11 protein-coding genes are annotated in these 12337 nt (G+C 39.0%); 8 read left to right on the forward strand and 3 right to left on the reverse strand.

All coding sequences use genetic code 11. The annotated features are described in order from the left end of the window. Nucleotides 1–19 precede the first annotated feature (19 nt). The gene (locus tag M2273_RS19205; protein WP_429399380.1) at nt 20–724 is read left to right on the forward strand and encodes an NUDIX hydrolase; all 705 of its coding nucleotides are present in this window, start codon (nt 20–22) and stop codon (nt 722–724) included. A gap of 22 nt (nt 725–746) precedes the next feature. Here M2273_RS19205 and M2273_RS19210 read toward each other — a convergent pair whose 3' ends face one another. Continuing rightward, nucleotides 747–2879, reverse strand: a complete 2133-nt coding sequence (locus M2273_RS19210) for a sensor histidine kinase (RefSeq protein WP_429399381.1) — start codon at nt 2877–2879, stop codon at nt 747–749. A 117-nt stretch (nt 2880–2996) separates the two neighbouring features. On the opposite strand from M2273_RS19210, the gene M2273_RS19215 reads away from it, so the two are divergent. The 3 genes from M2273_RS19215 (at nt 2997) to M2273_RS19225 (ending at nt 8093) form a co-directional block, all read left to right on the forward strand. Beyond that, a complete protein-coding gene (locus M2273_RS19215) occupies nt 2997–3446 on the forward strand; it encodes a response regulator (protein WP_429399382.1) in 450 nt (149 codons plus the stop codon). A gap of 222 nt (nt 3447–3668) precedes the next feature. Continuing rightward, nucleotides 3669–7073, forward strand: coding sequence for a PKD domain-containing protein (locus tag M2273_RS19220; RefSeq protein WP_429399383.1), 3405 nt, complete (start codon nt 3669–3671; stop codon nt 7071–7073). Nucleotides 7074–7076: 3 nt separating this feature from the next. Further along, nucleotides 7077–8093, forward strand: a complete 1017-nt coding sequence (locus M2273_RS19225; protein ID WP_429399384.1) for a PorP/SprF family type IX secretion system membrane protein — start codon at nt 7077–7079, stop codon at nt 8091–8093. Between the two features lie 154 nt (nt 8094–8247). On the opposite strand, the gene rpoN is transcribed toward M2273_RS19225, so the two are convergent. Continuing rightward, on the reverse strand, nt 8248–9723 hold the full coding sequence (gene rpoN, locus M2273_RS19230; RefSeq protein WP_429399385.1) for an RNA polymerase factor sigma-54: 1476 nt from the start codon (nt 9721–9723) through the stop codon (nt 8248–8250). 181 nt (nt 9724–9904) lie between these two features. Between rpoN and mscL the strand changes: the two genes are divergently transcribed. Next, entirely contained in the window at nt 9905–10315 is a 411-nt protein-coding gene (gene mscL / locus M2273_RS19235; RefSeq protein WP_429399386.1) for a large-conductance mechanosensitive channel protein MscL, read from the forward strand. Nucleotides 10316–10384: 69 nt separating this feature from the next. Here mscL and M2273_RS19240 read toward each other — a convergent pair whose 3' ends face one another. Further along, on the reverse strand, nt 10385–11260 hold the full coding sequence (locus M2273_RS19240) for a ChaN family lipoprotein (protein ID WP_429399387.1): 876 nt from the start codon (nt 11258–11260) through the stop codon (nt 10385–10387). A gap of 134 nt (nt 11261–11394) precedes the next feature. On the opposite strand from M2273_RS19240, the gene rpmH reads away from it, so the two are divergent. The 3 genes from rpmH (at nt 11395) to yidD (ending at nt 12276) form a co-directional block, all read left to right on the forward strand. Beyond that, on the forward strand, nt 11395–11553 hold the full coding sequence (gene rpmH, locus M2273_RS19245) for a 50S ribosomal protein L34 (RefSeq protein ID WP_076375290.1): 159 nt from the start codon (nt 11395–11397) through the stop codon (nt 11551–11553). A 73-nt stretch (nt 11554–11626) separates the two neighbouring features. Continuing rightward, on the forward strand, nt 11627–12031 hold the full coding sequence (gene rnpA / locus M2273_RS19250; protein ID WP_429399388.1) for a ribonuclease P protein component: 405 nt from the start codon (nt 11627–11629) through the stop codon (nt 12029–12031). Between the two features lie 2 nt (nt 12032–12033). Continuing rightward, a complete protein-coding gene (gene yidD / locus M2273_RS19255) occupies nt 12034–12276 on the forward strand; it encodes a membrane protein insertion efficiency factor YidD (RefSeq protein WP_429399389.1) in 243 nt (80 codons plus the stop codon). Nucleotides 12277–12337 lie beyond the last annotated feature (61 nt).

Below are 12337 nucleotides of genomic sequence, written 5' to 3' on the forward strand. Positions count from 1 at the left end.
TAAATAAACTAACCAAATTATGCAGAAGTATAGCGGCCAGAAACGCATCTTAGTGGCAACCGATTGTATCATTTTTGGATTTGATGGCTGGAACATAAAACTATTACTGGTACAGCGTGGCCTTGAGCCCGAGAAAAACAAGTGGAGTTTGATGGGCGGGTTTATCCAGCCGTCTGAATCGCCTGAGGATGCAGCCAATCGTGTGCTGGAGTTACGTACCGGGCTTAAGAATGTTTATATGGAGCAATTTCAGGTATTTGGCCGTCCTGATCGCGATCCTGTTGAAAGAACGCTGTCCATCGCTTATTTCGCGCTGATAGATATCCATCAATATGAAAAACAATTGAGTGATGAGTATCATCCTGAATGGTTTTTGCTTGATGAAATGCCCGAGTTGATATTTGACCACGCCGAAATGGTAAGACTGGCCAAAAAACAGCTACGGTATAAAGCCGCCCTGCATCCCATACTGTTCCAGTTACTGCCCGAAAAGTTTACCATCCCGCAGCTGCAGGCGCTTTATGAAGGTGTTTATCAAACCAAGTTTGATGACCGTAATTTCAGCCGGAAACTGTTATCAACCGGCCTGCTGGTAAAACTGCCCGAAAAGGATAAGTTATCGTCAAAAAAAGGCGCTTTCTACTACAAGCTTGATCAGTCACATTACGCCGAGAATTTTGAGTCGTTCCTGAACCTGGTGCCCAACCCCGAAAAGTTTTTTTAGACAGCATTTTTACCACAAAGCATCAGGCTAAATTTTTAGGGAGCGATATCATAAAAGTAGCACCATTACCCGGCGAGGATATCACTTCAATGGTACCACGGTGTTTTTCAATAATGCCAAATACAATGGAGAGTCCTAAGCCGGTACCTTCACCAATACCTTTTGTAGTAAAAAATGGTTCAAATATACGCTGCCGGGTTTCATCGCTCATGCCTATGCCGGTATCAGTAATTTCAATAGAGATATGATCAGGATGATCTTTGGTTATGATCATTACACTTTCTTCGCTGTGTTGTTGTTTGGCCTTAATGGCATATATGCTGTTGCTAATGAGATTAATAATTAACTGGTTAATTTTACCAGGGTAGCAATTTAAAGGTTCAAGCTTATCAAAAACAGGTTTAATTTCAATATAATAGGGGATGGTGCTTCTTAAAATAAGCAGGTTGTTCAATATTGATTTATTAATATCCTCGGTTTTTAATACCATTTCATCGGTACTGCTAAAGGTACGCAGACTGTTTACAATTTCGGTTGTGCGGTTTGCACCATCCTCAATGCCATTTAATAAAAGGGAGATTTCTTCTTTAAGAAAATCAAGGTTTATTTCTTGTTTAAAATTATTAAGCTCTTTTAGTTGTGCAGGCGTTGGATTGTTTAATACTTCTTCGTATTTATTAAGCAACAGGAAAAGCTCATTAAAATCGAGCCGCAAAGGAGCAATGTTTGAACTTACAAAGTTAATGGGGTTATTAATTTCATGCGCCACACCAGCTGTGAGCTGCCCCAGAGATGCCATTTTTTCATTGTCGACCAGTTGTTTTTGGGTCGCCATCAGGTGATCGATAGATACCGACAAGTTTTCGTTGGTAGTAATTAATTCGTTCGTTCGTTCCTTAACCTTATTCTCCAGCAAAATATTTTGCTGGGTTATTAAACGCGCATTTTCTTTAGCAATATGAAGTGCAAAACTTTGTGATTCGTTTTTTTGCTGCCTGTAAAAGTTTATTTTTTCGGCCAGTGCCGCCGAAAATAATATCAGCTCCAATACTGAACAATAAACTACAATGTCGGCTGTTAAATTAGTATAGGGTATAAACCCTTTATTACTTGCTATAGAGATTAGTATGCTTGTTAAAAACAATCCCCAGCCCAGCATAAAAAATTTGGCCGGTTTAAAACCATTAAAGTATAGGTATGCCCCTATAATAAGCAGGCTTATGGAGGTAACGGTTATGCTAATGGTAATTAAATTATAAGCAGTAACCACCTTGCCGCATAAAATTGCAATCAACAATATAGCGTATAGTACATATAGTAATAAATAGTACTTATACCATTGTTTTAAATTTTGTTTAAGCTGCAAAAACTCACTTATAAAAAGTAAAATAGAGAACCCAAACAATACTCGTATCACCGGGATCACATAATTGTTTAATATGGTTATATCGGTTGTAAATAAATTGCTGCCATAGCCGCGTTTAAGTATTTGCGATAATCCGAAAAATATAATATAGCATACATAGTATAGGTAACTCCGGTCACGAACAATAAAAAAGATTAGCAAATTATACATGGCCATCACCATGAACACACCCGCTATAACACCTATGGTAATATTCTCTATGCTGCGGCTTTGCATAAACGCAGAGGCACTGTAAACTTTTATAGGTATAACTGTTGATGCATTGCTTTTGATGCGTAAATACACGGTACCTGATGAGCCGGGCAAAACAGGGCAATTTATAAAGACGATATTCTGAGTAATAGGATGATTATGCGTATAATCCAAACTTTGATGACGGATGTTTGAGGCCGTATTATTGCTATAATATAAATCAAATTCATTGATAATACTGGCGCCGGCGTTAATGGTTACAAACGGCGCTTTGCTGTTATTTTTTATGTTGAATTTTAGCCAGATTGTTGATTTTGAGTATTTTAAAATACTGAATTGTTCTTTAATATGATGAAATTTACTGTTGTTAAAAACCTGGTTTATGGTTAAGGTTCCAGTAGGGTCTTCCAGCTCAAGAAAATATCGGTTAGTTAACAGGTATGATTGGTTATCATTAATGACAAGTGTATCTGTTTTACGCGCAAAGGCTATAATGCTTAGTAATACTAAACAGGAGATTAATAATATTTTTTTCACAGTAAATTGTTACGCTTATAGAGCACAATAATTATAATAAAAATGCGCAGTAAATTAAACTTTGTATAAATTTACTTTTGAAACTATATTATAATCCGTTTACTAAAGAGATTTGCTATGCCAGTAGGAGTGTTGTATGTTGATGATGAGATAAATAACCTAAACAGTTTTAAAGCAGCTTTCAGGCGTGATTTTAATATATATACTGCTTCTTCGGCTGTTGAGGGTCGTAAAATTTTAGATGTTAATGAAATAGGTGTCATTATTACCGATCAGCGTATGCCGGTAACCACTGGCATTGAGTTTTTAGAATCAATTTTGCACACATATCCTGATACCATCAGGATATTATTAACCGGTTTTTCTGACATCAATGCGGTTATTGACGCTATTAACCGTGGACAGGTTTATAGATACCTTGTAAAGCCCTGGCAAAACGATGAGCTTAAAATCCATATTCAAAATGCCATTGAAATTTATGATCTGCGAAAAGAAAATAAAGAGCTCATGTATAAATTAAAAATAGCCAATATGGAACTGGAAACACTGGCTAAGGCGTTCAGGTAATTTTTAATGCTTATGCGGCTAACACTTAATGCTTTGTGTACATTTAACAAGTACTCTTTATTATTTATATTAGTGCACTTATAAGCAAATCCAATTAAAACATTTTTTAGTAGTGTGAAATCTTTACGGGCTATAATTGTAGTCTTAATCTTATGCTGTAATTTTTGTGCATATGCACAAAGTGGATTTTCAAACCTTGGTACTGAGTTTTGGACGGCGTATATGGATCATATTGATGGTGCTGCCGGCTCAGGGACGCAACAACGCGGGAGCCTGATGTACCTGTATATTACAGCTGATGCTAATACTATGGTAAAGGTTGAGGTTGCAGATGGCAGTTTTTCGCAGAACTATAATGTGGTGGCAAAAAATATTCTTTCGGTACCTATTCCAGCAAGTGCTTTTTTAGGCTTACAGGGACAGTTTTTTAAGGGCATACATATCACATCACAAAAACCGGTAGCTGTATATGCGCATATTTTTGCGCAAAATGTTTCAGGTGCAACGCTTTTGCTGCCTGTAAATACGTTAGGTAAAAATTATATTTCTATTAACTATACCCAGTTATCCAACTCGGTGGGTACCGGAGAACATGGGGAGCCAACAGGAGGCCCCTCTTATTCAACCTTTGCGGTTATTGGTACCGAAGATAATACTACGGTTGAAATAACACCAATGCAAACACTTCTTGATGGGAGAGCGGCAAATCGGCCTTTTACTATAATTTTAAAAAAAGGTGAAGTTTATCAGGGGCTTTCGGCATTTGACCTTACGGGTACCCGTATCCGCACCATTAGTAATGTTGCGGGTTCATGTAAAAAGGTAGCTGTTTTTTCGGGCAGTTCAAAAATTGCTATTGGTTGTAAAACGGAGAATTATTCGTCTGATAATCTTTTTCAACAGGTTTATCCAACTTCATCGTGGGGAAAAAGTTATATAACCGTTCCGTTAAAAGCGCGCAATTATGATGTTTTCAGGATCATACTGAGTGATCCTAATACAACCGTAAAATTAAACGGAACTAACCTTACTGCAGGTCAGTTTGCCGGGGGGCTTTATTATGAATTTAACTCCCAGGAGCCTAATACCATTACGGCTGATAAGCCCATACAGGTGGTTCAGTATGCGGTAACACAATTTAAATCAATTTTTTGTGGCGATATTAAGGGTGATGTTGGTGACCCCGAAATGATATACCTTAATCCATTGGAGCAAACACTTGATCATGTTACCCTAAACTCAACCAGTAACTACAACATTATTGATAATTACATCAATGTACTCATCAAAAAAAATGCTGTGCCCACATTTGCACTTGATGGCATTCCTTATACTAATTTTACAACGGTGCCAGGTAATCCGGTATATTCATATGCACAAATTAAAGTTGATGCAGGAGTACACCATATAAGCGCGGCAGATGGTTTTAATGCGATTGCCTATGGGTTTGGTAATGCCGAATCATACGGTTACGCGGCAGGTACCAATCTGAAAAACCTGAATGAGTTTATTGCCTTAGAGGATCCTGTAACCCATGCTACACAACCTAATGGTTGCAGCGAGGTAACTTATAAACTACAGCTCACCCTGCCTTTTAAAACCAATAATATTAAATGGGACTTTAAAGACGGAACTACTTTTACCGATGCTAACCCTGTTGTAAAATCAACCGTAATAAAGGATGGTAAAACCTTGTATATATATGAATATGCTACCAGTAAATCTTATTCTTCTGGTGATTATAGCGTAGTTGCAACTATTTTTAACCCGGTAGCCGATGATTGTGGCTCATACGAGGATGTAGAACTTGATTTTAATATTTCAGATCCGCCTGTTGGTAAATTTTCATTTACCGGTACCTGTATTGGTGATACTACTTTGTTTAAAGATATGTCAGAAACAAACGGCACGGACATAAAAACCTGGCTGTGGGACTTTGGCGACGGGCAAACATCAGTGGTACAAAACCCATCGCATACTTACGCTTTGCCTGGTGATTACAAAGTAAGGCTAACCATTATGAACCAAAATGACTGCGGTAATGTATCTGACCTTATTCCTGTGCATATAGGCAATAAGCCGGTAGCTGATTTTAGTTTTTCGGCACTTGATTGCCCTGCAATGGATATTACTTTAACAGATCACTCCATACCAGTTGACAAAGCAATAACCAAATGGCTGTGGGATTTTGGGGATGGCCAGGACATCATAACAAAAACGGATAATACTCCTTTTACACATTTGTATACCGCTGCCGGCTCCTATACTGTTAAATTAACTGTTGTGAATGCTAATGATTGTGCAAGTGAAGTAATGGCCAAAATTGTGGTGGTACATGAATTGCCCTTGGCCGATTTTACTTTGCCCGATGCCTGTGTTAGTGATCAGGTGCAGTTTAATAACATAAGCACGATTGCCGATCATACGGAAGCCGACTTTATTTATAAATGGGATTTTGGCGACATGAATACATCTGCCGAAAAAAATCCAAAACATAAATATGCCACGGCTGGCAATTACCAGGTAACGCTAACTGTAACATCAAAATATGGCTGCACGAATGCAAAAACTCAAACATTTGGTGTTAATGGGGATGTTGTTAAAGCGGCTATAGAGGTGCTTAACCCTACCGATCTGTGCAGTAACAAGGAGGTGATTTTTGTAAACCATTCCACGGTTAATTCGGGTATAATAACCAGGATCGAAGTTATTTACGATGCCGCTGATCCTTCAACTTTAAAAGTATATGACCATCCAACCCCAGGGCAACAACTAAGTTATACCTATCCTCAATTTACGGATGGAACCCGTAATAAAAATGTAAAGATCATAGCTTATTCGGGAGGTGTATGTAATGATAATAATGATAACCTGCTGATTACTTTAAAAGCAGCGCCGGTTATCACATTTACCCAGGTGCCTTCCCTTTGTCCGGAAAGTGCGCCGGTGCAGTTGCAACCGTCCATTCAGGGGCCTGCTGGTTCCGGAGTGTTTTCAGGGCCGGGAGTAAGCGCGGGTGGCTTGTTTAACCCGGCAGTGGCCGGCACCGGCACATTTGAGATAAACTATGTTTATACAGCTCAAAATGGCTGCGCCGATGTAGAAAAACAGCACATCACAGTTTATCCTTCGCCAACAGTATCAGCAGGTGATGATATTACCATGCTTGAAGGTACGCAGATAACTATTAAAGCAACAGCAAGCCCCGGCGTTACGTATAAGTGGTATCCATCAACAGGTTTGGATCATGATGATGCACTAAACCCGGTTGCAAGCCCAACAGAAAATACCACCTATCAATTGATAGTGACTTCGGGCGCCAATTGCATGGCTATGGATGAGATAAACATTAATGTATTGAAAAAAATAATTATACCAAATACATTTACACCCAATGGCGATGGTTATAATGACCAGTGGGAAATAAAATACTTAACAACATATCCAAATAATACGGTTGAGATATACAACAGATACGGAGAAAAGCTATATTCGTCAATTGGTTATAGCATGCCTTGGGATGGCAGATATAAAGGCACTAATGTTCCGGCAGGTACCTATTATTATATAATAAATCCAAAGAATGGGCGCAAGGCGATGTCAGGGAGTGTAACCATCATTAGATAAATAATGAAAAGAACCTTATATACAATTATTTTTTTTATTGCCTGTGTGCCATTAGTTAAAGCACAACAACGACCGCAATACACACAGTATATCTTTAATAATTACTTGTTAAACCCCGCGCTATCAGGTATTGAAAATTATACGGATGTTAAAGCCGGATATCGTAGCCAGTGGACAGGCCTGGAAGGGGCGCCTGTAACTGGTTATTTATCAATAAACGCGCCCATAGGCAAAAATTTCATACAGGGCGATGCTACCGCTTTTCCGGCAAGCGGAGGGGTTAATCCATCAAGCAGGTTATATACGCAGCAATACCAGGCAGCAGAGCCGCATCACGGTATTGGTTTAACCATCGTGTCTGATAAAACAGGGCCCATCACCCAAACCAATATTGATGCAACTTATGCTTATCACCTGGGTTTAACTGAAAGACTAAATCTGGCAGTTGGAGTATCTGCCGGTTTTAGCCATAACGTGCTTAACACGTCGCAAATTACTACCGCCGACCCTTCAGATCCGATATTTAACAATTTGGACAATAACCAGTGGAAACCAGACCTGGGAATAGGGATATGGGCCTATTCGTCAGATTATTTTATAGGTGTTTCGGCTCAGCAAATACTGCCTCAAAATCTGTATATAACCAGTAAAACAAATGCCTATCAAAATAAAACCGTACCGCATTATTTTTTAACAGGTGGTTTCAAGGTTTTTTTATCTGATGATGTTACCCTTATTCCATCAGTACTGTTTAAATATATAAAGCCGGTACCTACAACGTATGATATCAACATGAAGTTATCGTTTCAGGATAAACTTTGGATAGGTGGTTCATACAGACATAATGACTCTTATGCCGCGCTGGTGGGTATTAACTTAAGTTCATTTGTAAATCTTGGCTATTCCTATGATTTTACTACTTCGGCACTAAATACAGTAAGTAATGGCACACATGAAATTGTTATAGGGATCTTACTCAACAACCGCTATAAAGTAAGCAGCGCACAGCATACGTTTTAGCCCCTCAGCCCCCTAAAGGGGAAGCTCTTGACTATTTTAAAGTAAATAGAAAATGCCCTGATTGAAAAATGAATCAGGGCATTTTCTATTTAATATTTTAAGGGATAAATAAGCTAATCAAGAGCTCCCCCTTTAGGGGGCTGGGGGGCTGGCTCTACAGCTCCCTTCTTAACCTTGCTACCGGAATATTCATCTGTTCGCGGTATTTGGCTACTGTGCGGCGGGCAATGTTATAGCCGGCATCTTTGAGTATGTCAGTCAGTTTTTCATCGGCTAAAGGGTGGCGTTTGTCCTCATTGCCTATATGTTCTTCCAGGATCTTTTTTACTTCTTTGTTTGATACCTCTTCGCCGCTTTCAGTTTGAATAGCTTCGGAGAAGAATGATTTTAGCAGGAAGGTGCCAAACTCAGTTTGTACATATTTGGAGTTGGCCACCCGCGATACGGTTGAAATATCCATGTTTATCCTGTCGGCAATATCCTTCAGAATCATAGGTTTCAGGTTTTTATCGTCGCCGGTTAAAAAAAACTCGTACTGGTACTGCATAATGGCATTCATGGTTTTTAGCAAGGTTTGCTGACGCTGTTTAATAGCATCAATAAACCACTTGGCCGAGTCGAGCTTTTGCTTTACAAACTGTACTGCCTCCTTTAGTTTTTTATCCTTTTGCGCTGCCTTATCATAATGCTGAAACATTTCCTGGTAAGAGCGGCTTACCCTAAGCTCAGGCGCATTTTTGGAGTTAAGTGTAAGTATCAGCGTACCATCGTTATTGGTGATATGAAAATCAGGTATCACCTGCATTTGTTTGGTATTTAGTTCATTCGAGTCGCCGGGCTTGGGATTGAGCTTTAAAATCTCGTTGATCACGCCACGCAACTCATCCGAGCCCATGTTCAGTGATTTTTCAAGCTTATCATAATGCTTGCGGGTAAACTCGTCAAGGTATTGTTCAACAACAATAATGGCTTTTGCTATAATAGGGTCATTAGGATCTTTTTTACGAAGCTGTATCAGCAGGCATTCCTGCAGGCTGCGTGCGCCAACACCAGCGGGATCAAAGCCCTGTATCACTTTTAGCATATCCTCCACCTCTTCATCCTCGGCCATTACATTTTGCGAAAACGCAAGGTCGTCAGTTAATGACATAATAGGGCGGCGTAAATAGCCATCGTCATCCAAACTGCCAATAATTTGCTTACCTATCCTAAAGTCCTTATCGCTTAGTGGCAACAGGTCAAGCTGTAGCTGTAAGCTTTCAAAAAACGAGCTTTGTACAGCAATGGGTATCTCTTTGCGTTCGTCTTCATCGTCGCCATTTTGGTCGTAGCGCGATCCATAGTCGTTCACATTGTCTTCCTGCAGGTAGTCATCTATGTTAAATTCATCCATCTCGCCCTTTTCCTCATCACCGTTATAGGTGTCTTCATCCGGGTCACGGTCAGGATATTGTTCTTCAGGTTCATTTAAATTAGTCAGGCTCAGATCCTCAAGCGCAGGGTTTTCTTCCAATTCTTCTTTTATCCTTGTATCAAGCGACACAGTAGGCACCTGCAGCAACTTTATAAATTGTATTTGCTGCGGTGAAAGTTTTTGTAAAAGTTTTTGTTGAAGATTCTGTTTAAGCATAATAAGATGTTGCCAAAAATACATCAATTACCATTAACTTTAAAATATCTTATGGCATGATGAACAATGGTATTAAATATCAAAAAAATAATTTGTTTGAAAGGCATTAAAATTTATTCGCTACATTAGATAAACTAAAGCCTATTTAATTAGTTATTCCAATAATCTAAAATCTATCATTATGGCAATTATTAAGGAATTTAAGGAGTTCGCCATGCGCGGCAACGTTGTTGACCTTGCAGTGGGTGTTATTATCGGGGCGGCCTTTGGTAAAATAGTTACCTCCCTGGTAAATGACGTTATCATGCCGCCCATTGGCTATTTAACCGGTGGCATTGACTTTAAAAACTTAAAGGTTCTGATAAAAGAAGGCGACCCGGCCAAAAAAATAGCTGATGTTTCTATCAACTATGGAAATTTTATTAACACCGTAATCGAATTCCTGATTGTCGCTTTTTGTATTTTTATGGTTGTAAAAGCAATAAACTCGCTTAAAAAACCTGAAGAAGCTGCACCGGCTGCTGAACCTGTACCAACAAAAGAAGAAATTTTACTTACCGAAATTCGTGATCTGTTAGCTAAAAAAGCTTAATGGATGAAAGATTTGTAGATAAAGGATAAAAGACAAATAGCGATATTAATATCCTTTATCTCTCTGCCCTTAATCCTTAATCAGCTTTGGGTCGGTTAAAATAATATAATCGGCCAGTTGTTTAAACTTTGTCCAATCGGGGTTATCAAAGTTATCATCAGCGTAAGCTGCTATGGTTAGTACGCGTACATTTGGCGCGTATTTTTTTAGCTGGGCAACCACTCCCAATTTTTCCTCGCTATGAAAACCTCCATTTAGTTGTAATATCTTGTAACCAGGATGACTTTTATAAAATTGCGCTATTGACCAGCCCATGGTAGCATCCCACAGGTTTTGTGATTGATAGATCTGCATACCGGCCATAGCTTCGTGGCCACCCATTATTTTCACAAATTTATCATAATAAGCTCCTGTAGCAGTATCAATGGGTAGGGGGGCAAGATAGCTTTTTGCTTGTGCACTTAATGACTGTAAACTGCTCAATCCGTTACGGGTAACCATATTGGTATATCGCGAAGGTGCATTGGCAGCAATAACCGGTAACTGGTTAAGTTTGGCTAATTCAACCAGTGGGCGGTAATCTTTATAGTTGGGCCAGGCCCGCCCATCACTTATCAGGTTCTTTTCGCGAATAAGGTCGCTTAAATATTCATTTAACACCAACTGGCAATCGGTTTGAAACATCTCCATAGAGAGTGCTGTTTGGTGTGGATATTTTTCTGTTAAGCCTTTAAATAAAGCATATTCCAGGTAGTGGGCGGTTGAATCATTGTGTTCCTCGCCAAAAAATACTACATCGGCTTTGGCGGTTTTATCAACAATATCGGCAATGGTTACCGGTTTTTGAGTTGCTGTACTGTATATTTTATAATGAGAAGCCTGCATATCCTGGCCAAAAGCAATTGATGATAAACACATTAAGAGCAGGATTGCTAATGATTTCATATTATGGTTTTAAAACGTTTAATTTACAGTAAGAAACACTGACGACCAAATAAGAAAAATAGTATTTGAAATGTTTCAAAATATTACTACATTTGCGCTCTTGTTTTTAAAACGACGAATAGAATAAAATAGCCATGAAAAGAACGTTTCAGCCTTCTCAAAGAAAAAGAAGAAATAAACACGGATTCCGTGAACGCATGTCAACTGCTAACGGTAGAAGAATATTAGCAGCCAGAAGAGCAAAAGGCAGAAAAAGATTATCAGTTTCTGACGAGGGTCGTCATAAAGCATAAACCTGGTTGCTTGGTCCTTTCATAGGGACATGGACCGTTTATCTGCTTTAATTCCGGTTCAAATATGGCAACTATGTATACTTTTAAAAAAGAAGAACGGTTATGTAATAAAAGGCTTATTGATAAGCTTTTTCATAACGGCTCTTCTTTTTTGTGTTATCCCTTCAAAGCTTCGTGGTTGTATCATACTGAGCCACAATCTTACCCTGCACAAATTTTATTTTCGGTTTCAAAAAGACGGTATAAGCATGCTGTTGACCGAAATTTAATAAAAAGATGCATGCGCGAGTCATACAGACTGCACAAGCAACAAAATCTATATAATTTACTGCAGGCCGCCGATAAAACAATTGTGCTGTCGGTTGGGTATATTGGTAAGGAAATTGTTCCCTATAGCGTTATCGAAAAAAAAATGTTGAAGCTGTTGAGCCAGCTTGGAGAGCAATTGGTAACTACAAATAATATCCAGGCAAAATAAATATGAATGCTGTAATCAGGATATTGAAGGCGCTTATTGGAGGCATTTTTATATTGCTGATAAAAATATACCAATACTTTATTTCGCCACTTACCGGTGCTTCATGCAGGTACACGCCAACATGTTCCCAATACGGTGTTGAGGCTATAAAAAAACATGGAGCCTTCAAAGGTGGATGGTTAACTTTAAAACGGATTGCCAGCTGCCACCCCTGGGGTGGGCATGGCCATGATCCGGTTCCCTGAATTTTAAGTTCTGAGTCCTGAGTTCCTGGTAATAAGTCATAAGCGCCTAAAATCAGAATTC

The sequence above is a fragment of the Mucilaginibacter lappiensis genome, assembly GCF_050433765.1.
Classification (GTDB): Bacteria; Bacteroidota; Bacteroidia; order Sphingobacteriales; family Sphingobacteriaceae; genus Mucilaginibacter; species Mucilaginibacter lappiensis_A.

Bases quoted from the DNA above. Each gene is read 5' to 3' on its own strand.
- M2273_RS19215 (WP_429399382.1), top strand. From the start codon at position 2,997: ATGCCAGTAGGAGTGTTGTATGTTGATGATGAGATAAATAACCTAAAC.
- M2273_RS19225 (WP_429399384.1), top strand. From the start codon at position 7,077: ATGAAAAGAACCTTATATACAATTATTTTTTTTATTGCCTGTGTGCCA.
- rnpA (WP_429399388.1), top strand. From the start codon at position 11,627: ATGTATACTTTTAAAAAAGAAGAACGGTTATGTAATAAAAGGCTTATT.
- rpmH (WP_076375290.1), top strand. From the start codon at position 11,395: ATGAAAAGAACGTTTCAGCCTTCTCAAAGAAAAAGAAGAAATAAACAC.
- rpoN (WP_429399385.1), bottom strand. From the start codon at position 9,723: ATGCTTAAACAGAATCTTCAACAAAAACTTTTACAAAAACTTTCACCG.
- yidD (WP_429399389.1), top strand. From the start codon at position 12,034: ATGAATGCTGTAATCAGGATATTGAAGGCGCTTATTGGAGGCATTTTT.
- M2273_RS19240 (WP_429399387.1), bottom strand. From the start codon at position 11,260: ATGAAATCATTAGCAATCCTGCTCTTAATGTGTTTATCATCAATTGCT.
- M2273_RS19205 (WP_429399380.1), top strand. From the start codon at position 20: ATGCAGAAGTATAGCGGCCAGAAACGCATCTTAGTGGCAACCGATTGT.
- mscL (WP_429399386.1), top strand. From the start codon at position 9,905: ATGGCAATTATTAAGGAATTTAAGGAGTTCGCCATGCGCGGCAACGTT.
- M2273_RS19220 (WP_429399383.1), top strand. From the start codon at position 3,669: ATGGATCATATTGATGGTGCTGCCGGCTCAGGGACGCAACAACGCGGG.